This window comes from Izhakiella australiensis (assembly GCF_002006995.1).
In the GTDB taxonomy this organism is placed as follows: domain Bacteria; phylum Pseudomonadota; class Gammaproteobacteria; order Enterobacterales; family Enterobacteriaceae; genus Izhakiella; species Izhakiella australiensis.
This window is the reverse complement of sequence record NZ_MRUL01000020.1, coordinates 53,541-74,484: the sequence shown is the minus strand read 5'-3', so window position 1 is coordinate 74,484 and position 20,944 is coordinate 53,541. Positions and strand designations below refer to the sequence as shown.

General features: G+C 54.4%; 18 protein-coding genes and 2 pseudogenes. 4 read left to right on the top strand and 16 right to left on the bottom strand.

Going from position 1 to position 20,944, the window contains the following annotated elements; genetic code table 11:
* From BTJ39_RS20345 to xseB, 5 genes and pseudogenes are all read right to left on the bottom strand, one after another.
* Positions 1 to 188: pseudogene (locus BTJ39_RS20345) on the bottom strand (IS6 family transposase); the annotation flags it as partial.
* Between the two features lie 56 nt (positions 189 to 244).
* Positions 245 to 562: pseudogene (locus tag BTJ39_RS20340) on the bottom strand (aldo/keto reductase); the annotation flags it as partial.
* A 106-nt stretch (positions 563 to 668) separates the two neighbouring features.
* Positions 669 to 2,534, bottom strand: a complete 1,866-nt coding sequence (gene dxs, locus BTJ39_RS20335; protein WP_078004547.1) for a 1-deoxy-D-xylulose-5-phosphate synthase — start codon at positions 2,532 to 2,534, stop codon at positions 669 to 671.
* Between the two features lie 12 nt (positions 2,535 to 2,546).
* Positions 2,547 to 3,446 (bottom strand): (2E,6E)-farnesyl diphosphate synthase, encoded by a 900-nt coding sequence (ispA, locus tag BTJ39_RS20330; RefSeq protein WP_078004546.1) that lies wholly within the window; start codon positions 3,444 to 3,446, stop codon positions 2,547 to 2,549.
* A complete protein-coding gene (gene xseB / locus BTJ39_RS20325; RefSeq protein WP_078004545.1) occupies positions 3,447 to 3,689 on the bottom strand; it encodes an exodeoxyribonuclease VII small subunit in 243 nt (80 codons plus the stop codon). It lies immediately after the preceding gene.
* Between the two features lie 235 nt (positions 3,690 to 3,924).
* Here xseB and thiI point away from each other — a divergent pair, with 235 nt between their 5' ends.
* A complete protein-coding gene (gene thiI / locus BTJ39_RS20320) occupies positions 3,925 to 5,373 on the top strand; it encodes a tRNA uracil 4-sulfurtransferase ThiI (RefSeq protein WP_078004544.1) in 1,449 nt (482 codons plus the stop codon).
* Positions 5,374 to 5,404: 31 nt separating this feature from the next.
* Here thiI and yajL read toward each other — a convergent pair whose 3' ends face one another.
* Both yajL and panE read right to left on the bottom strand, forming a co-directional pair.
* The gene (gene yajL / locus BTJ39_RS20315; protein ID WP_078004543.1) at positions 5,405 to 6,001 is read right to left on the bottom strand and encodes a protein deglycase YajL; all 597 of its coding nucleotides are present in this window, start codon (positions 5,999 to 6,001) and stop codon (positions 5,405 to 5,407) included.
* Positions 5,955 to 6,875 (bottom strand): 2-dehydropantoate 2-reductase, encoded by a 921-nt coding sequence (gene panE / locus BTJ39_RS20310; RefSeq protein WP_078004542.1) that lies wholly within the window; start codon positions 6,873 to 6,875, stop codon positions 5,955 to 5,957. Before panE ends, yajL begins: the two co-directional genes overlap by 47 nt.
* Positions 6,876 to 6,991: 116 nt before the next feature.
* On the opposite strand from panE, the gene BTJ39_RS20305 reads away from it, so the two are divergent.
* Positions 6,992 to 7,483, top strand: coding sequence for a YajQ family cyclic di-GMP-binding protein (locus BTJ39_RS20305; protein WP_078004541.1), 492 nt, complete (start codon positions 6,992 to 6,994; stop codon positions 7,481 to 7,483).
* 5 nt (positions 7,484 to 7,488) lie between these two features.
* On the opposite strand, the gene BTJ39_RS20300 is transcribed toward BTJ39_RS20305, so the two are convergent.
* Positions 7,489 to 9,171, bottom strand: a complete 1,683-nt coding sequence (locus tag BTJ39_RS20300) for a sigma-54-dependent Fis family transcriptional regulator (RefSeq protein WP_422386055.1) — start codon at positions 9,169 to 9,171, stop codon at positions 7,489 to 7,491.
* Positions 9,172 to 9,584: 413 nt separating this feature from the next.
* Here BTJ39_RS20300 and exaC point away from each other — a divergent pair, with 413 nt between their 5' ends.
* The gene (gene exaC / locus BTJ39_RS20295; RefSeq protein WP_078004540.1) at positions 9,585 to 11,105 is read left to right on the top strand and encodes an acetaldehyde dehydrogenase ExaC; all 1,521 of its coding nucleotides are present in this window, start codon (positions 9,585 to 9,587) and stop codon (positions 11,103 to 11,105) included.
* A 48-nt stretch (positions 11,106 to 11,153) separates the two neighbouring features.
* Here the strand turns inward: exaC and BTJ39_RS20290 are convergent, their stop codons facing one another.
* From BTJ39_RS20290 to BTJ39_RS20255, 8 genes are all read right to left on the bottom strand, one after another.
* Entirely contained in the window at positions 11,154 to 12,515 is a 1,362-nt protein-coding gene (locus tag BTJ39_RS20290; protein WP_078004539.1) for an MFS transporter, read from the bottom strand.
* Between the two features lie 150 nt (positions 12,516 to 12,665).
* Complete coding sequence (gene cyoE / locus BTJ39_RS20285; protein WP_078004538.1) at positions 12,666 to 13,556, bottom strand: heme o synthase; 891 nt, start codon at positions 13,554 to 13,556, stop codon at positions 12,666 to 12,668.
* 13 nt (positions 13,557 to 13,569) lie between these two features.
* Positions 13,570 to 13,902, bottom strand: coding sequence for a cytochrome o ubiquinol oxidase subunit IV (locus BTJ39_RS20280; protein ID WP_078004537.1), 333 nt, complete (start codon positions 13,900 to 13,902; stop codon positions 13,570 to 13,572).
* Positions 13,902 to 14,522, bottom strand: a complete 621-nt coding sequence (locus tag BTJ39_RS20275) for a cytochrome o ubiquinol oxidase subunit III (RefSeq protein WP_078004536.1) — start codon at positions 14,520 to 14,522, stop codon at positions 13,902 to 13,904. Before BTJ39_RS20275 ends, BTJ39_RS20280 begins: the two co-directional genes overlap by 1 nt.
* Positions 14,522 to 16,504 (bottom strand): cytochrome o ubiquinol oxidase subunit I, encoded by a 1,983-nt coding sequence (gene cyoB, locus BTJ39_RS20270; RefSeq protein WP_078004535.1) that lies wholly within the window; start codon positions 16,502 to 16,504, stop codon positions 14,522 to 14,524. The genes BTJ39_RS20275 and cyoB overlap by 1 nt, the downstream gene beginning before the upstream one ends.
* A 4-nt stretch (positions 16,505 to 16,508) precedes the next feature.
* Positions 16,509 to 17,435, bottom strand: a complete 927-nt coding sequence (gene cyoA, locus BTJ39_RS20265) for a cytochrome o ubiquinol oxidase subunit II (protein ID WP_078004534.1) — start codon at positions 17,433 to 17,435, stop codon at positions 16,509 to 16,511.
* A 554-nt stretch (positions 17,436 to 17,989) separates the two neighbouring features.
* Complete coding sequence (gene ampG / locus BTJ39_RS20260) at positions 17,990 to 19,474, bottom strand: muropeptide MFS transporter AmpG (protein WP_078004533.1); 1,485 nt, start codon at positions 19,472 to 19,474, stop codon at positions 17,990 to 17,992.
* A gap of 47 nt (positions 19,475 to 19,521) precedes the next feature.
* Complete coding sequence (locus tag BTJ39_RS20255) at positions 19,522 to 20,100, bottom strand: lipoprotein (RefSeq protein WP_078004552.1); 579 nt, start codon at positions 20,098 to 20,100, stop codon at positions 19,522 to 19,524.
* 286 nt (positions 20,101 to 20,386) lie between these two features.
* Here BTJ39_RS20255 and bolA point away from each other — a divergent pair, with 286 nt between their 5' ends.
* Positions 20,387 to 20,701, top strand: coding sequence for a transcriptional regulator BolA (bolA, locus tag BTJ39_RS20250; protein WP_078004532.1), 315 nt, complete (start codon positions 20,387 to 20,389; stop codon positions 20,699 to 20,701).
* The last annotated feature ends 243 nt before the right edge of the window (positions 20,702 to 20,944 follow it).

Here is a 20,944-nt window from a genome sequence, read left to right as displayed (position 1 = left end):
TCCAGCAGCGGGACAAGACGAATAACCCACCGGTGAAGCGTGGAATGGTCGACGGTGATACCGCGCTCAGCCATCATCTCCTCCAGGTTGCGCAGGCTCAGGGAATAAGTCAGATACCAGCGGACACGCTGAGCAATAACGTCAACGGGATAATGCAGGCGTTTAAAGGATTTTTGGATCAGAGACATGGCCGGACAACATTGCAAAAAAAAACAGTATGTTACCCGACCATTTCTTAATGCGACAGAACCCTGGCGCGTGACAGGCCGCCGGCCAGATTGCTCAGCGGGAAAAAAACTTTGGTCGCCACGACGATTTCATCACGCCGGGCGTACTCCCTCAGTGCACGTCCGGTAATTTCCTCGCTGCTGCCGTCGGAGTAGCTGTTGGCGGTGTCAAAAAAATTAATGCCGGCTTCCAGCGCCTGTTTGATCAGCGGGCGGCTGCTCTCTTCGGGCAGCGTCCAGGCGTGACGCCCGCGATCGGGCTGGCCGAAGGTCATACAGCCGAGGCACAGGCGGGAAACGGTAAGATCGGTATTGCCAAAGCGCGTAGTTTTCATTGTAGCGCCTGCTATGCTTAAGGATTCAGCCATTCTTAAGCATAGCAGGCGCAGACGACGCGTTTTTACTCTGGCTGCGCAGGGAGATGAATATCTCCCTGCAATATTACTGGGCCAGCCAGCTGGCTATCTGCTGCTGGATACCCTCTGCATCCAGCTGATAATCCTGACGGATTTCTTCCTGGGTGCCCTGCGGGATAAACTCATCCGGCAGGCCGAGATTAAGCACCGGCAGCGGCTTGCGTTTCGCCATCAGCAGTTCATTAACGCCGCTGCCCGCACCGCCTTTTATCGCGCCTTCTTCGAGGGTGATCAGCGCGTCATGGTTGGCGGCCATTTCCAGCACCAGCGCTTCATCCAGCGGCTTAACAAAACGCATGTCAACCAGCGTAGCATTCAGCTTTTCCGCCACGATGCTGGCGTCGGCCATTAGCGTGCCAAAGTTGAGGATAGCCAGCTTCTCGCCGCGGCGTTTTATCACGCCTTTGCCCAGCGGCAGAGTGTTCAACGGCTGAAGCTCGGCACCGGTGCCGCTACCGCGCGGATAGCGCACCGCGCAGGGACCCTGGCGGTAATGGTAGCCGGTGTAAAGCATCAGACGGCATTCGTTTTCGTCGCTCGGCGTCATGATAACCATATTGGGAATGCAGCGCAGAAAGGCGAGATCAAATGCGCCCTGGTGGGTCTGTCCATCCGCGCCAACGATGCCGCCGCGATCGATGGCAAACATCACTGGCAGCTTTTGGATCGCAACATCGTGTATCAGCTGGTCGTAGGCGCGTTGCAGGAAGGTGGAGTAAATGGCAACCACCGGGTGATAACCACCAATCGCCAGTCCCGCCGCGAAGGTAACCGCATGCTGTTCGGCGATGGCCACGTCAAAATAGCGCTGCGGATAGTCGCGTGAAAAGCCCACCATGCCGGAGCCTTCGCGCATGGCCGGCGTGACGGCCATCAGGCTGGGTTCACTGGCGGCCATTTCGCACAGCCAGTCGCCGAATATTTTTGAGTAGGTCGGCAGGCCCGGCTTGCTTTTCGGTAGCAGGCCGCTGGCCGGATCAAACTTAGGCACCGCATGCCAGGTAATCGGATCTTTTTCCGCCGGGGCATAACCCTTGCCTTTTTTGGTCATGATATGCAGGAACTGCGGACCTTTAAGGTGGCGCATATTGCTCAGGGTATGCACCAGGGTCAGTACGTCATGACCATCGATCGGGCCGATATAGTTAAAGCCCAGTTCTTCAAACAGCGTGCCCGGCACCACCATGCCTTTAAGATGTTCTTCGGTGCGCTTGACCAGCTCTTTAATGGGCGGCAGGCCAGTGAGCACCTTTTTTCCGCTTTCACGCAGCCGCGAATAAATCTTACCGGAGAGAATTTGCGCCAGGCGATTATTCAGCGCGCCGACGTTCTCGGAAATCGACATCTCGTTATCGTTGAGTATCACCAGCAGGTCAGCGCTGATATCGCCGGCGTGATTCATTGCCTCAAAAGCCATACCGGCGGTAATTGCGCCATCGCCGATGATGCAGGCGGTGCGGCGACCTTTGCCTTCTTTCTCCGCCGCGACCGCCAGGCCGAGGCCGGCGCTGATTGAGGTGGACGAGTGGCCAACGCTCAGCACGTCATATTCGCTTTCATCGCGCCAGGGGAACGGGTGCAGGCCATTTTTCTGCCGGATGGTGCCGATACGGTCGCGCCGCCCGGTGAGGATCTTATGAGGATAGGCCTGATGCCCGACGTCCCATACCAGATGATCAAAGGGCGTGTTGTAAACGTAATGCAGGGCTACGGTTAGCTCAACGACGCCCAGTCCGGAGGCAAAGTGACCGCTGGAGCGACTGACGCTGTCGAGTAAATACTGGCGAAGCTCATCGCAGAGTTTTGGCAGGCTTTCTTTAGGCAGCAAACGTAATTCTTGCACCGTGCTTGCCAGCGCAAGCGTCGGATATTTAGCAGTATCAAAACTCATAGAGACTCATTATTATTTATCGCGTTCAATAATAAAACTGGCCAGCGCCCGCAGCGGCGCTGTGTTCAGCGACTGTGCGGCAAGCGTATCAAGCGCATGCAGAGATTCCTGATACAGATCCCACGCTTTTGCTCTGGCGCTGTCAAGGCCCATCAGGGCAGGATAGGTGCTCTTCCCTAAATCCTGATCGGCGCCCTGGCGCTTACCCAGCACTGCGGTGTCGCCGATAACGTCCAGAATGTCATCCTGCACCTGGAAAGCCAGTCCGATAGCGTTGGCGTAGCGATCCAGCGCGGGCAGCGCCGCTTTGCCGGCATCGCCGGCGCACAGGGCGCCGAGTCTTACGGCGGCGCCGATCAGCGCGCCGGTTTTATGGCGATGAATCTGCTCCAGCGCACTGAGTGAAACCTGTTTGCCTTCGGCGGCGAGATCTAACGCCTGGCCGCCACACATACCGGCGACGCCGCTGGCGCGGGCCAGTTCAGAAAGCATCGCAATGCGCGCCTCGCTGCTGACGCCGGGCAGCGGGCTGTCTGCCAGAATGGAAAATGCCAGCGTTTGCAGCGCATCTCCGGCCAGAATGGCGGTATCTTCACCGTACTTGATATGACAGGTCGGCTGTCCGCGCCGTAGCTGGTCGTCATCCATCGCCGGCAGGTCATCGTGAATCAAAGAATAAGCATGAATGCATTCTACCGCCGCCGCCGGCGCGTCGAGGCTCTGCGGATCGGCGCCCAGCATGCCGCCGGTTGCGTAAACCAGAAAGGGGCGCAGGCGCTTGCCGCCCAGCAGCGCGCCGTACTTCATGGCGTCGACCAGTGGATGATTTTGCAGCGGCAGCTCGTCAAGATAGCGGTTTAACGCGGCATTAATACGCGCATGATGGGCGTTGATTAAATCGTTAAACTCCATCTACTCAGCATCCGGCGTAAACGGGGTGAGCGGCGCGTCGCGATCGTCGCTTAACAAAATGTGTACGCGCTGTTCCGCCTGCTGAAGCTGCTGTTGACCGGCGCGGGCCAGCTGCACGCCGTGTTCAAATTCATTTAACGCCTCTTCCAGCGGCAGCTCGCCACTCTCCAGACGGGAAACAATCTGCTCCAGCTGTTGCAGAGCATTTTCAAAACTGACGGGCTGTTCGGCTTTTTTTGGCATAATGGCTTATCTGGCTCAGTCGTTGTTTTCATCCGGGAAAGGCTCATGGTAGCCGACCCCAAATGATTAGCAAAATAATGATTGATGTAACAGATGAATAAGCAGCGCTGTCACAAAAGTGGTATACTCCCGGCCCTTGGATGCAAAGGGCCGCGAGCTGCTTTGCAATACGCCGATTTTATCAGTTAAGTGGCAATAATTTTAGCCTCTAATCACCAGACGAACCTGCGCTGCTATGAAGTTTATCATCAAGCTCTTTCCAGAAATCACTATTAAAAGCCAGTCAGTACGCCTGCGCTTTATTAAGATCCTCACCGGCAACATTCGCAACGTGTTGAAAAAATTCGATGAAGACGTTGCCGTGGTGCGCCACTGGGATCATATCACCGTGCGGGTAAAGACGCCGGGCCAGGAAGATGCGGTGCGTGACGCGCTCACGCGGATCCCCGGCATTCACCATATTCTGGCGGTTGAGGATCGCGAATTCAGCGATGTGCACCATATATTCGAGCAGGCGCTGGTTCAGTATCGCGAGGCGATTGCCGGTAAATCTTTCTGCGTGCGGGTTAAGCGTCGCGGTAAGCATGATTTCAGCTCGCAGGACGTCGAACGCTACGTCGGCGGTGGTCTGAACCAGCACGTTGAGAGCGCCAGGGTAAACCTCAGCGCGCCTGAAATCACCGTTAACCTGGAAATTGAGGATCAGCGGCTGCTGCTGGTTACCGCCCGCTATCCCGGCATCGGGGGTTTCCCCATCGGCACCCAGGAAGACGTGCTATCGCTGATCTCCGGCGGCTTCGACTCCGGCGTATCAAGCTATATGCTGATGCGCCGCGGCTGTCGCGTCCATTATTGCTTTTTCAACCTGGGCGGCGCGGCGCATGAAATTGGCGTACGCCAGGTGGCGCACTATCTGTGGACGCGCTTTGGCAGTTCTCATCGGGTACGCTTTGTGGCCATCAATTTTGAGCCGGTGGTGGGTGAAATCCTCGAGAAAGTGGATGATGGCCAGATGGGCGTGGTGTTAAAACGCATGATGGTGCGTGCGGCTTCAAAGGTCGCTGAGCGCTATGGCGTGCAGGCGCTGGTCACCGGCGAAGCGCTGGGGCAGGTTTCCAGCCAGACGCTGACCAATCTGCGCTTAATTGATAACGCTTCCGATACCCTGATTCTGCGTCCGCTGATCTCCCATGACAAAGAGCACATTATCAATCTGGCGCGTGAGATCGGCACCGAGGACTTCGCCCGTACTATGCCGGAATACTGCGGCGTTATTTCCAAAAGTCCGACGGTGAAGGCGGTGAAGGCGAAGATTGAGGCCGAAGAGGCAAGGTTCGACTTTAGCATTCTCGATGAGGTGGTGGAGAATGCCACCAATGTCGATATCCGCGAGATTGCAGGCCAGGCTGCCGAAGAGGTAACTGAGGTAGAAACCGTTGCTTCTTTTGGCCCTCAGGACGCGGTGCTGGACATCCGCTCGCCCGATGAACAGGATGATAAGCCGCTGCAGCTGACCGGCGTTGAAGTTAAAACCCTGCCATTTTACAAGCTGAGCAGCCAGTTTGGCGATCTTGACCAGAATAAAACCTGGCTGCTTTACTGCGAGCGCGGCGTGATGAGCCGCCTGCAGGCGCTCTATTTGCAGGAGCAGGGATTTAAAAACGTCAAAGTTTACCGGCCTTAATGCGGGCGCATAATAAAACCCGCGGCGTAAATTAATCCTGGTAGTTATAAATACCGGCGGCCAGCACCAGCTGCGCCGCCACTTCTGCGGCCTGCTGTTTTCCCACCAGTAAATCTATCAGCTTCAGGGCGAAATCCATGGCGGTTCCCGGTCCCTGGCTGGTGAGCAGATTAACGCGTGGATCCCAGACTACGCGTTTTTCCATCCATTTATCCGCAGGGATCGTTTCTTTCAGGCCGGGGAATCCGGTCATATTGCCGAGCGGAAAGAGGTCATGCGGGATCAGAACGGTGCCGGGCGCGGCGCAGATCGCCGCGACGATACGGCCAGACAGGTGGAACTGGCGTACGGTTTCAACCAGCAGCGGGCTGTCGCGAAATGCCTGTGCGCCCTGCAGACCGCCGGGCAGCACAATGGCATCAAAGGCGCCGTCCGCAACGTCGACCAGAGGCACGTCGGCCAGCAGCCGCACGCCGCGCGAGCAGCGGATTTCCAGCGAGCCATCGTCGGCGACGCTGGCGGTGGTAACGCTGATGCCTGCTCGTACCAGTAAATCGATGGCGGTTACCGCTTCGGTTTCTTCACTGCCAGGCGCGAGACAGACCAGTACCGAGGCTTTCGTGCTCATAAGATTGCTCCTTACGCTTAATCAAATCATACAGGCGCCCGTTCTCTGGCAGCGCAATGCCCTGAGCGCGGGCGCGTCGAATCGCATAGCCGTTAATATAATCAATTTCAGTACGTCGCTGTGCGCGTACGTCCTGCAGCATTGACGACAGGTTATCAGTGGTGCTTTCAACGATCTGCATAACGTAGCTATACAGATTTTCTTTTGAGCTATGAAAGCCCTCGCGCTCCATAATTAACGCCATCTCCGCACACAAGCGTTGAATTTCAGCCGCATGATCGGCCAGCGCGCCGTTGCGGCAATCATACTCGACGCTCAGCGGGTTGATCACGCAGTTAACCGCCAGCTTTTGCCAGGCCGCGGCCGCCACGTTGTTATGCCAGGCGACGTCCGGCAGCGCCTGGTGCAGCGGTTCTGCCAAATCGCTCAGGCGGGCGGCCTCGATAGAGGTCGGGCCAATATGGGTTATGCCGCTGGCGACGTGAACGATGACATTACCGTCGCGGGTGGCGGCATGCGTGGTCACGCCTTGCAAAATTGGCTGCGGCAGGCCTCTTAGTTCTTCCAGAGTGCCCAGCCCGTTATGCAGCAGCAGGACAGGGCAGGCCGGGGCGATCAGCGACTCCAGATTCTTTAGCGCCGGGGCAACCTGCCATGCTTTAAGCGTGACGATGAGCAAATTGCTCTCATTGAGAAAGCGCGGGTCGTTGGCGATGTAAGTTTTGTTGCTGACGCTGCCATCCAGCTCAACCACGTTAGCTGAACAATAAGGCTGCGCTACGCGTAGCCAGCCTTGTACCTCGTGTCCCTGACGTTCAAGCGCGGTCAGCCAGAGCTGACCTAAAGCACCGCATCCCAGTACGGTAATTTTCATTTTTCCTCCCCCTATACGGGTTGGATTTACAACATCTTTAATTGTATACCAGCAATTTCACTTACTGAGCGCATGGCGGTATTATGCATGCCACTTTATATTCAGGAGAACAACATATGCCATCTTTCGACATCGTTTCCGAAGTTGACATGCAGGAAGTGCGTAATGCGGTTGAAAATGCTAACCGCGAGCTGTCTACCCGCTTTGATTTTCGCAACGTGGAAGCCAGCTTCGAATTTAAAGAAAAAGAGAAGAGCGTGCGCATCTCCAGCGAATCGGATTTTCAGGTTAAGCAGCTGGTCGACATCCTGCGCGAAAAGCTGCTCAAGCGCGGCATTGAAAACGCGGCGCTGGAAGTACCGGAAAACATCGAGCACAGCGGTAAAACCTGGAGCGTTGATGTAAAAATGAAGCAGGGAATCGAGAGCGACGTGGCGAAAAAGCTGGTTAAGCTTATCAAAGATAGCAAGCTTAAGCTGCAAACCCAGATACAGGGCGAGGAGGTGCGGGTCACCGGCAAATCACGTGACGATTTGCAAAGTGCGATGGCGCTGGTGCGCAACGGCAATCTGAGCCAGGCGTTTCAGTTTAAAAACTTCCGCGATTAACTCTCTCAGCGCGGCGTAGTACGCTGCGCTTTCGCCGCCCGGCGATAGAGTGTGCTGCGCGCCACTCCCAGCGCGGCAGCCGCTTTGCTGACGTTCCCCTGATAATGGCGCAGCGTTTCTTCAATATAATTCGCACTGTTTTGCTCCAGTGCGCCATTGTTCTTTGTCACCGGCGGCGGCAGATACTCTGCGGGCAGGTGGTTGATGCCGAGCGTTTCGCCTTCATCTGCCAGCGCCAGCAGGACCTTCAGCAAGCTGCGCAGCTGGCGTATGTTGCCGGGCCAGGGATGCTGGCTGAGGGTTTCCAGCAGCGGCGGCGACAGGTTAATGCCGCGTGCGGGGGCGCCAAGATCCCGCCATAGCTGATTAATAAAGCCTGGCAGCTGTTGCCACTGGCGCAGCGGCGGGATGGCAAACGTAAACTCCTGTAGCCGGTACAGCAGATCTTCACGAAATTCGCCTTTCGCCACCCGCTCATGCAGATTGCGATGGGTGGCGCAGATCACCGCAAACTGTACCGGCCAGCTGCGGGTTTCACCGAGCGGCGACACCTCTTTCTCTTGCAGCACACGCAGTAAGCGCGTTTGCAGTGCCAGCGGCATATCGCCAATCTCATCAAGGAACAGTACGCCGCCATCGGCTTCGCGGATTTTCCCGATATAGCCTTGCTTGCTGGCGCCGGTGAAGGCGCCGGGCTGATAGCCGAAAAGCTCTGATTCAATCAGCGATTCGGGTAGCGCCGCGCAGTTAATCGCCACAAAGCGCCCTTTACTCCAGCGACTTTGCTTATACAGCGCCCGGCTCAGGTACTCTTTGCCACAGCCGGTCTCGCCCGTCATGCAAAGAGAAACGCCGGCATTGAGCAAGCGTAGTATCCGCTGGCCTTCTCCCTGTAAATGGACGGGCAGACCGCTGTTGCTGCACGGTGCTGGCGTCACCGGATGATAGCGGCGCTGCGGCGCTTGCAGGGTAAACCAGTAGCGCTGCTGCGTCAGCGTTTCAAGCTGCTGCGGCTGCGGCGTATGATGCTGTGGCTGCGCGGGAAACAGATGCTGAAATCTCAGCAGTCCGAACTGCGCTGCGGTAATGTTCAGTGTGCGCATGGCCAGCCGGTTAGCGGCGGTAAGAACGTTGTCAGCAAATACCAGCAGCATCTCGTCGCCTTCTCCGGCAGGCTGGCGCTGCGGATGCAGGCTGAGTAACCACTGGTTTTGATTCAGACTGTGTTTAACCCAGCGGTGCTCAATTTGCCGTACCGCTTCCTCAACCCACTGGCGCGTATTGAGATGAGGAAAGCGTGCCGGACCAGATATATCCAGTACGCCCGCCACGCGGCCTTCCGGCGATTGTAGCGGCATGGCAGCGCAATACAGATCCTGATTATGCGTCAGAAAGTGCTGCTGACCTTTGATCTCGCAGCTGCCATCGATCGCCAGCGCGGTGCCAATAGCATTCGTTCCCCGGCCACATTCGCTCCACAGGTTACCCGGCGCCAGAGCAAAGCGCTGCGCTTTGTGCATCGCATCAATATTACCGAATGTTTGTAGCACTAATCCGTCAGGATCGGAGAGGATTACCACCGACTGGCTGTCGGCAACCCGCCGCGCCAGCTGGCTAGCGACCGGCACGGCTATCTGCTGCAGCATTTGATTATGGGCCAGTATGTCATTCAGATAGCCGTGCGGCATATGTGGAAAATCGCTATCGCTGCGATCGAGGCCATAGCGCTGGCTGCGTAGCTAGGAATCGTTAAGCAGCTGAGCGATATCGTCGCTCTGGCTGGTAAGCGTTGCCGCGCCCGTGCTGGTCACTTTACCTGACATGTCTGACCCCGATGCAATAATTTGTGTTGCAACAGTGTAGCTTTGAAGTTTCTTTATTGTTGCGATTCGCAACACAGTTAAGAGATTGGCCGGCAAACCCTGGCTGAGTGATGAAAATTGATTTGATTATAATTAATTGATTTTAATGTTTAATTTAATAAAAAATTATCAACTTTCCTCCCCTGGCACGAAGCGTGCTCTGAATAAAGACGCAGCACCTTACCCGTCTTGTGAAAGCGTCAGGTGCTGCCGTTCAGCCACTTACTAAGGAGTCAGCGATGCGTTATGCACATCCGGGTAGCCAGGGGTGTTTAGTCTCTTTTCGCTCTACGTATGGTAATTACATTAACGGGTCTTTTTGCGAACCGGTGGGCGGGCAATATTTTACCGACACCACGCCAATCACCGGTGCTGTCGTGGCGCAATTTCCACGCTCAGATGAACGTGATATCAATAAGGCGCTGGATGCAGCCCATGCTGCCGCGGAAAAGTGGGGCAAAACCAGCGTCCAGGAGCGCAGTAATGTACTGCTGGCGGTTGCCGACCGGATTGAAGCGAATCTTGAGATGCTGTCGGTTACCGAAAGCTGGGACAACGGTAAGCCCATTCGCGAAACACTGAACGCCGATCTGCCGCTGGCGATAGATCATTTCCGCTATTTTGCCGGCTGCCTGCGTGCGCAGGAGGGCAGCGCTGCCGAAATTGATGCTAACACCGTTGCCTACCATATTTATGAGCCGCTGGGCGTGGTCGGACAGATTATTCCCTGGAACTTCCCTCTGCTGATGGCGGCATGGAAACTAGCGCCGGCGCTGGCGGCGGGTAATTGCGTGGTACTGAAGCCCGCAGAACAAACCCCGCTCAGCATTTGCGTATTGCTGGAGCTGATCGGCGATTTAATCCCGCCGGGCGTGCTGAACGTGGTGCATGGTTTTGGTAAAGAAGCGGGCGAAGCGCTGGCAACCAGCAAGCGCATTGCCAAAATTGCCTTTACCGGTTCAACCGCAGTGGGACGCCATATCCTGGCCTGCGCGGCAGAAAGCATTATCCCCTCTACCGTTGAGCTGGGAGGGAAGTCTCCTAACATCTATTTTGAAGATATTATGCACGCCGAGCCGGAGTTTATTGATAAGGCGGTGGAAGGTCTGGTTCTGGGCTTTTTTAATCAGGGGGAAGTCTGCACCTGTCCTTCGCGCGCGCTGATTCAGGAGTCGATGTATCAGCCCTTTATGGAAAAAGTGATGGCGCGGGTTGCCACCATCAAGCGCGGCGATCCGCTCGATACTGAAACCATGATTGGCGCCCAGGCCTCGCAGCAGCAGTTTGATAAGATCATGTCTTATATCAATATCGCCAGGGAGGAGGGCGGTGAGATTCTGGCGGGAGGCGAGTCGGTAAAACTGGCGAATAGCCTGGCGGAGGGTTTTTATATCCAGCCGACGTTGATTAAGGGGCATAATAAAATGCGTAGCTTCCAGGAGGAAGTGTTTGGCCCGGTAATTGGCGTACTGACGTTCAAGGATGAGGCCGATGCGCTGGAGCTGGCTAACCAGACCGATTACGGTCTTGGCGCCGGCGTCTGGACCCGTGACACCAACCGGGCCTGGCGCATGGGGCGGGCGATTAAAGCGGGGCGCGTCTGGACCAACTGCTATCACGTTTATCCGGCCCATGCCGCCTTTGGCGGTTATAAGCAGTCTGGCGTCGGACGTGAAACGCACAAAATGGCGCTGGCGCAATACCAGCAGGTGAAGAACCTGCTGGTGAGCTACGATATTTCACCGGTAGGACTGTTTTAAGCCGGCTTTACCCGCCGCTATCCATTGCAGGGCAGGGGATAGCGGCGCTTAGCTACTGGCAACCAGCGCTTCAAGTTCAGGTCTGCTGGTGACCTTACTGTCAATTTTCACGTAGGCGCTTTTCTCGGCGGCAACGATAAATACCGCTGAAACACCGGGCTGCGCCTTGAGACGCTGTTCCAGTCGATCAAAATCCACCGCATCTTTAAGTACAATGCGCAGGCTGCTGACGTAGGGCGGCTCATGCATGGTGATACTGACCAGCAGCCAGGCGGTGGCAATCATGGTGCCGACCAGAAATACTGTCTGCGCATCGAAATTACCGAACACCCAGCCGCCGAGGCTGCCGCCAATAGCGACGCCGATAAACTGACTGGTGGAATAAAGCCCCATTGCCGTGCCTTTGTAGCCGGCGGGCGATTCTTTGCTCACCAGTGACGGCAAAATGGCCTCCATCAGGTTAAAGCCGATAAAGAACAGCTGCACGCCGGTGACCAGCGTCCAGAAGTGGCTACCCGCTCCCCATAAAATGATTTCAGCAACCAGCAACAGCGCCACGCAGCCGATAAACACCCGCTTCATTTTACGCTTCACTTCCGCGTAAATAATAAACGGGATAACCATAACAAAGGCTACCAGCATGGTTACCAAATAGACTTTCCAGTGCTCCGATGGCGGAAAGCCAGCCTGCTCAAACTGACCGGGTAGCGCAACAAAGCTCGACATCAGCAGGATGTGCAGGCAGAGAATGCCGATATTTAGCTTCACCAGCCGCTGATTCATCAATACCTGACGAATTGAGCCTTTCACCATGCCGGACTCGCGGTTTAGCACGTGGTGTTTGGCCGATGGCACCAGCAGCAGCGTAATGACGATACCGCAGCTGGCAAGAATGGCGATCATCCAGAACAGGGCATGCAGCCCAAAATAATGGGTAATGACCGGTCCCAGCACCATGGCGATGGCGAAGGTGATGCCAAAAGAAATGCCGATAAATGCCATTGCTTTGGTGCGATTTTGCTCGCGGGTAAGGTCGGACAGTAGTGCCATTACCGCCGCGGCGATTGCGCCGGAGCCTTGCAGCGCGCGTCCGAGAATAACCCCCCAGATGCTGACAGTGCTGGCGGCGATAATGCTGCCCAGTACGAACAGCAGCAGCCCGCCGACGATAAGCGGTTTACGACCGATTCGATCGGATAACAGGCCAAAAGGAATCTGGAAAACAGCCTGCGCCAGGCCATAAATGCCAATAGCCAGTCCGATTAACGCTTCGCTTGCTCCCTGTAGTGCCATACCGTAGGTCGTGAGAACCGGGAGTACCATAAACATTCCCAGCATTCTGAGAGAGAAAACCGTTCCCAGTCCCCATGTCGCCCGTAGCTCGACCGACGTCATCTTATTATCGTTCATTACCACCTCAGTAATTCGCCCGTGGGTATTTTATGCCGGGGGGGATAAGCAGTAAAACACCACTTCTTAAGCAGTCGTTACAGCCTGATCGGGGGTTAGAAACAGAAAGGGCGCGATGGTTAATCGCGCCCTTTATTAAACCGTTGAGTTTTACCAGACGAAGGTCAGCAAATCTTTTGAGGCTGGCGCCATAAAGTCTACCGACATCATGACGCTCAGCGAGGTAATGGCAACGATAGAGAATACGAACAGTTTACGTGCCCATACCCGATCGTCATTCGCGGTTTTGTAACCGGAAAGCGCCATACCTAGCCACCAGACGCTGACTGCTGCTGCAACCACCAGATACTTATAACCGGCGTAGCCGCTGAGTGTCAGCATCAGCGTGGCAACCATAAACGCCAGAATGTATAGCGTGATATGGTTTTTTGCCACCGAGATGCCTTTCACTACCGGCAGAACCGGAATATTGGCGGCCTGATAATCTTTAAAGCGGAAGATGGCAATTGCATAGGAATGCGGCATCTGCCACAGGCTAAAGATCGCCAACAGGATCAGCGCGCCGGCGTCGAACTCATTGGTAACGGCGCAATAGCCAATTACCGGAGGAGCCGCGCCGGAAAGACTGCCAATCAGCGTGCCGTAAACGGATTTACGTTTCATATACAGGCTGTATATGCCGACGTAAACCACGAAGCCCATCACCGCCAGCCACATGGCCAGCGGGTTAGCGCCGAAATACAGCAACGCAAATCCAGCAATACCCAGAACGGTTGCATAAACCAGGCTTACTTTCGGCGAAATAAGGCCCTTAACCAGCACCCGATTTCTGGTTCTCTCCATTTTTTTGTCAATATCGCGGTCGATTACGTTGTTATAAACGCAGCCCGACGCCACGACCAAAGACACGCCAATCATGGTGGTGAGAAACAAGGTGTAATCAATGCTGCCCTTCGAGGCCAGAAGAAATCCACCGATGACAGAAATTAAATTTCCGAAAATAATTCCTGGTTTTGTAACTTGCAGGTATCGCTTAATCATTACGGTAACTCGGTTAGTGGTCCATCATCATGTTGTAGTTGAGGTTCCACATAATCCATAGTGAGCCGATAACGACGATCAGGATAATGATGGACGAAAATACAATTGCCACCATGTTCCAGCCGCCCTCAGATTTGGTATCCAGGTGCAGGAAGTAAATCAGATGTACCACCACCTGAACCACTGCGCATACGACGACAACGCCAACAATTGCAGCATGAGAGGCTGAACCTTCCATCACCATCCAGAACGGGATCGCCGTCAGGATGATAGAAAGGATGAAGCCTATCATGTAGGACTTCACGCTGCCGTGTGAAGCACCATGTTCGTTTACAGAATGACTCATTACATGGCCCCCATCAGATAAACTACGGTGAATACGCAGATCCACACCACGTCAAGGAAGTGCCAGAACAGGCTCAGGCACATGATGCGCGTGCGATTCGCAGCCGTCAGGCCGCGCGTGGCCACCTGAAACATCAGCACCGCCATCCACAGCAGGCCGGACGTTACGTGCAGACCGTGGGTACCGACCAGCGTAAAGAAGCCGGACAGGAAGCCACTGCGGTTCGGACCAAAGCCTTCCATGATCAGGTGATGGAATTCATAGATTTCCATCGCGATGAATCCGGCACCAAACAGGAAGGTCAGCGCCAGCCAGCCGATCACTGCGCCCTTACTATTATGGTTCATGGAGATGACCGCCATGCCATAAGTAATGGAGCTGAGCAGCAGCAGGGCGGTTTCCACCGCCACAAACGGCAATTCGAAGATGTCTTTACCTGCCGGGCCACCGGCAGTGTTATTGACCATAACTGCATAGGTTGCAAACAGCGTTGCAAAGATAATGCAGTCGCTCATCAGGTAGATCCAGAAGCCAAATACTTTCCTGGCTCCGGTTTCTTGCTCATGATGCGCATGGCTATCATGCGCGTCGTGGTGGTTAGTCAGAGTTTCAGTTGACATTATTTCAGGCCTGCTTTGCTGATTTCGTCAAAGTGCTGTTTTTCAATCTGCTCGATCTCTTTGACCGGGACGTAATAATCCACGTCGTCATCGAAGCTTTTGATGATCCAGGTTGCGATCATGCCGATAAAGCAGACGCCTAACAGCCACCAGATGTGCCAGATAGCGGCGAAACCAAATACCGTAGCGAAGGCGGAGATAACGATGCCCGCGCCGCTGTTTTTCGGCATATGGATTTCTTCATAATGTTCAGGCTGTTTGTACGCTTCGCCTTTTTCCTTCATTTCCCAGAACGCATCACGCTCGTGAACTTCCGGAACCACAGCAAAGTTGTAGAACGGCGGTGGTGAAGACGTTGACCATTCCAGCGTACGGCCGCCCCACGGGTCGCCAGTCAGATCGCGGTTCTGCTCGCGGTCGCGAACGGAAACCCAGAACTGAATGATCTGGCACAGCACGCCGCAGGCAATCAGCGCTGCACCGAATGCGGCAACCACCAGCAGCATGTGGAACTGCGGATCGATGTCCTGGCTGATACGACGAGTCATCCCCATAAAGCCCAGCGCGTACAGCGGCATAAAGGCAGTGAAGAAGCCGATAATCCAGAACCAGAAGGCGCGTTTACCCCAGGTTTCATTGAGGCTGAAACCAAACGCTTTCGGGAACCAGTAGGTGACGCCGGCAAAGCAGCCAAATACCACGCCGCCGATGATGACGTTATGGAAGTGCGCAATCAAAAACAGGCTGTTGTGCAGAACGAAGTCAGCGCCAGGCACCGCCAGCAGCACGCCGGTCATACCGCCCACTGAGAAGGTAACCAGGAAGCCTACGGTCCACAGCATGGCAGAGTGCATTTGAATGCGGCCCTGATACATGGTGAACAGCCAGTTGAAGATTTTCACGCCGGTCGGGATGGCGATAATCATCGTCATGATACCGAAGAAGGCGTTTACGTTGGCAGCGGCACCCATGGTGAAGAAGTGGTGCAGCCAGACGACAAACGACAGCACGGTGATAGCAATAGTCGCCCATACCAGCGAGGTATAGCCAAACAGACGCTTTTTAGAGAACGTTGCCGTTACTTCGGAGAATACGCCAAACACGGGCAGAACCAGGATGTAAACTTCCGGGTGGCCCCAAATCCAGATCAGGTTGACGTACATCATCATGTTACCGCCCATTTCATTGGTGAAGAAATGGAAGTCGAGGTAACGGTCAAGCGTCAGCAGCGCCAGGGTAACGGTAAGTACCGGGAACGCAGCAATAATCAGTACGTTAGTACAGAGAGCTGCCCAGGTGAACACCGGCATTTTGAACAGGCTCATGCCCGGCGCACGCATCTTCAGAATGGTAACGAAGAAGTTGATGCCGGTGAGCGTGGTACCTATACCGGAAAGCTGGAGGCTCCAGATCCAGTAATCCACGCCGGTGCCCGGACTGTACTCCAGCCCCGATAGCGGCGGGTAGGCCAGCCAGCCCGTTTGCGCGAATTCACCGATACCCAGCGACAGGTTCACCAGCACAACGCCGATAACGGTAAACCAGAAGCTGATGTTATTCAGGAACGGAAAGGCAACGTCGCGGGCGCCAATCTGCAGCGGAACCACGACGTTCATCAAACCAACCACGAACGGCATGGCGACGAAGAAGATCATGATAACGCCGTGAGCGGTGAATATCTGATCGTAGTGATGGGGCGGCAGGAAGCCTGCTTCACCCGCCGAGGCGAGTACCTGCTGGCTACGCATCATGATGGCGTCGGCAAAGCCGCGCAGCAGCATCACGAATGCCAGAATGACATACATGATACCCAGACGTTTGTGGTCAACGCTTGTCAGCCACTCTTTCCATAAATATTGCCACTTACCAAAGTAAGTGAGGGCCGCGACAACTGCCAGGCCACCGATAATGATAGCGGCACACGTAACCATGATAATCGGCTCATGATACGGAATCGCATCCAGTGTTAATTTTCCAAACATCGTATTATTCCTCGGCTCCGGCGTGAGCGGAATGATTCATGTCCATGCCTTCATGCTCCGACATTTTCATGCCATTTCCGTGGCTCATGAATTTTTCAATAATGTCTTTGAACAATTCAGGTTTGACACTGGAAAAGAACTCAACCGGGTTGTTTTCACTCGGAGCAGCCAGTTTTTCAAAGTCTTCCATTGAGTTGAGCGCATTGGGAGACTGTTTAGCCTGAGCTACCCACTGTTCAAAGGTCGCATTATCCGGGGTGGCAATGGCTTTAAACTTCATGCCAGAAAAGCCGCGACCGCTGAAGTTAGATGAAATACCGTCGTAGGTACCTGCTTGATTCGCAATCAGGTGCAGTTTGGTCTGCATACCTGCCATGGCGTAGATCTGGCTGCCAAGGGTAGGAATGAAGAAGGAATTCATAACGGAGTTCGAGGTGATACGGAAATTCACCGGCGTATTAGCCGGGAAGGCAAGCTGGTTAACGGTAGCGATACCCTGCTCCGGATAGATAAACAGCCATTTCCAATCAAGTGCTACCACTTCCACTTCAATCGGCTTCACATCCGAGGCCAGCGGTTTGCTTGGCTCCAGAGCGTGAGTTGACTTCCAGGTGAGGATGCCGAGGAATAAAATGATAAGGATAGGAATGGTCCACACCACGGCTTCCACTTTGTTAGAGTGTGACCAGTTAGGACTATATTTAGCATTTGTATTGGATGCCCGATATTTCCAGGCGAAGATGACAGCCATGGCAATCGCAGGAATAACAACGATCAGCATCAGGCCGAAGGCCGTCAGAATCAGTGAACGTTGCTCCAGAGCGATCTGGCCTTTGGGATCTAACAATGCACTGTTACAACCACTTAACAATAAAGTGCCTGCAATTAATGACAAAATCCCCAAACTTTTATTGTATTTCCTGAGTCTCATTTAACGACCTCAATGACAAGGGCTCTATTGTCGCTTAAGTGTGGCGGCATTTTACGGGAAGGTTTCCAGACTGTAAACCAACTTAAGGACATGTCAGGATAGTGTAGGCACCTTTTGCTAAGGGGGTCACAAATGATTTTGTCAGGAGGAAAAATACAGTACTGGCAAGGGGTTGAAGCCAATATAACAAAATTTAATCAAGGACGCTTTTTTAAAACGGACATGGCTATAACAGGCGCAAAATAGATGCATTTGGTTAACAACTTTGCATCATTTAAGCGATGAGTAAGATACAAAATTAATTGCGCACCGGTTTTAATTTTGCTCAAAAAAAGCAAACCAGCTCAATTATAAAAATAGTGAAATAAATATTATTGATCCGGCGCAACAGAGCTGCAGATCTTTTGCGAGACTTTTAATTAACAATTAATACATTTTGTTAACATTGTAAGCGGCAAATAAGCTTCAGCCGTTAGCGCATAAGCCCTCTGAAATTGTCACCAGCCGGCTGAATATTTACCGGCTGGTTCATCATCTCCGACGGCGCAAGCGCCTTAAGATTCAATTGCAGCGCGGCGGCGCTGTGATAGCAGATCTAACAGCGTACCGGCCGTTACCCCTGCCAGCAGGCAGAGAATGCCGCCTTCGAACAGCCATTCGCTGACGCTGGCGGCGCTGAGCAATTTTATCGCCGTCAGCGCAATCAGCAACAGCCAAAAGGCCAGCAGCGCAGCGCCAGCCATAACCAGATAGCGCGCCAGGCGGTAGCCGGCATCAAAGCGATGGCGCAGGCTGAAGGCGAGGTTGTCCTGGAGACAGGCAAAGCTGTGACGGCTGGCAATTAATAGCAGCAGGCCCGGCAGCGAGGCGACGATAGAGATGGCAAACAGCGTCGGCCAGCCCCATCCGTCCGCAATCCATCCGGCCGCCGGCCCGACATAGACCCGGCCTATCGCCGACAGCGCTGAAAGCAAAGCAAACTGAGTGGCAGAAAAGGATTTATTACACAGCGCCATCAGCAGCGCGACGAAGGCCGCGGTTCCCATGCCGCCGCAGAGGTTTTCAATCGCCACGGCCAGCGCCATGCTCCAGATATGCGGCGGCGTTACCGCCAGCAGCCAGTAGCCCAGATTGGAAACCCCCTGCAAAATACCGAATAGCACCAGGGCGCGAAAAAGCGTCATCCGCTGCATCAATATTCCGCCGAATAGCGCACCAACTATGGTAGCGGCCAGGCCGAGCGTTTTATTGACGATGCCAACCTGACCGGGATCAAAGCCCAATCCCTTGAGTAAAAAAAGCGTCGACAGGCTGGTGGCAAAAGCATCGCCCAGCTTGTAGAGGATAATTAATGACAGCATCATCCAGGCATTACTGCGACTGAAAAATTCTTTTAGTGGGGTGAAGACGGCCTCTTGCAGCGAGCGCGGCGCCGCAATCTTTTGACTTGGTTCTGGCGCCAGCAGCGTGGCGATTACTCCTGGAATCATGGTCAGGGCCATTAGCCAGTAAGTGGCCTGCCAGCCGAGGTATTTATCGGCAAGCCATAGCGCCAGACCGCCGGAGACCATCATGGCCAGACGGTAGCCCAGTACGGTAATTGCCGCGCCGGCTCCGCGTTCTTCAGCGGGTAAAACGTCGGTTTTCCAGGCGTCAAAAACGATATCCTGCGACGCTGAGCAAAAGGCGACCAGCACCGCCAGCGCTGCCAGCAGGGTTAAATCGCGCGAGGGCTGTAAGGTCCCCATCAGTGCGATCGCCACGATCAGGGCCAGCTGGGTTAGCAGCAGCCAGCCGCGGCGACGGCCAAGGAAAGGCAGCGTGAAGCGGTCCATCAGCGGCGACCAGAGGAATTTTAGTACGTAAGCCTGACCGACCAGCGAAAAGAAACCGATAGTTTTGGTATCGACGTTTTCAACCGACATCCAGGCTTGCAGTGTGCCGGCGGTCAGCGCCAGCGGCAGCCCGGAAGCAAAGCCAAGAATGAGCAGAATTGCGGATTTACGTTGAGTAAAGATGTGCAGATAGTGGCTGGTCATACTGTTCCGGAAGGTGCGCCCGGTCGGTCAACCGGGCGTTGTGCCTGTTAGCGAGCGTTTTGCTTAATGAAATCCTGCATGCTGTTATCCTGAGCCATGTCGCCGATAACGTCGCCAAGGGTCTGGTTAACCGCTTTCGCTATCTTGGCGTTGGTGGCGGCGAATGCGCCCTCTACGCTGTAGGTCTGACGGTAATTTTTAACCTGCTTGTTGCCATTTTTCGCTGTTGCGATAATCGAAATATCGGCATTAGTGGTAATGCTGTAACGCACGTTGCCCTGGGTAACGTCTGCGTAGAGTTTATTGACGACGATTTGCAAATCGACCTGGCCGTTTGGACCAACCATGTAGCCGCGAGCGGTCATCTGTTTTTCCAACGCCTCCTGAAGCAGGAAGCGCAGATCGCGCTGAGCGGTAAGGGTGACCATTTGCCCATCGCGGCTCACTTTCGCCAGCGCCTGGTCAGGGCGTTGATCGGCGCCGGTAATACTGATAGTCATTGCCGTTAGCGTCGGATCGCGCTGGGGCAGCTGAATTTTAGGATTAATATCGAGGCTATTGTTGCTGCTGGCACAGCCCGCCAGAAACAGGGCAGCCAAAAAAGGTACGGCGATTTTTTTTAACATGATTATAGTCTCTTGCGTGTGAGTTGTGTTGCTGAAAAATTTTTCGCCATCATAACATTGCTTGTTATAAGAGAAAGCCCTGATGGCGTGTAAAGTCATCATAATGAAGGTTTTCAGAATCATTAAACCTGACGGATGAACTGATTAATCGCCTGCTGGTAACCGGGATACCCCGGCCGCCAGGGCGCTATACGCCCGGCAGTTTTTATTTCCCGGGCCGCGATTTTCGATCAAAACAGCTATTATTTAACCCAGAGAAAGCGCTCTGATGTAGAGGAAGTTAACAATGATTCGCGAGCAAATTGACGCTAAGTTGCGGGCTGCTTTTGATCCTCAGCATCTTGAAGTCATCGATGAAAGCTATCGCCACAACGTGCCGGCCGGAGCTGAAAGTCATTTTAAAATTGTGATCGTCAGCGAACACTTCGTCGATCAGCGTTTTCTTCAGCGCCATCGCGCTATTTATAGCGAGCTGGCTGAGGAGATGGCGGGCAGCGTTCACGCGCTGGCGCTGCATACGTATACCGCGAAAGAGTGGGAAGGTCTGCAAGACCGGGTTCCGGCTTCGCCAAACTGCCGTGGCGCCGGCATTCAGGCCTGACCGCCGGACGGCATTGTTGTGCCCATTTAGCGCGTTTTTGCCCTCTGGCGGCGAAAATGTCATGAGTTTGCCTGTTAGTTGAGGTCTGGCAGCCTCGACGTGCTTAATTGATGCCGCTATAATGCCGCGTCTGATTATTCCTGTATGTCTTCGGGATGCTTCTGGTAACAGGGAATACGGTTCTGACATCAGAGGCCGTCCCGGTTGTTAGACGGTCTACGGGCTTAATTAAGCCCGTAGACC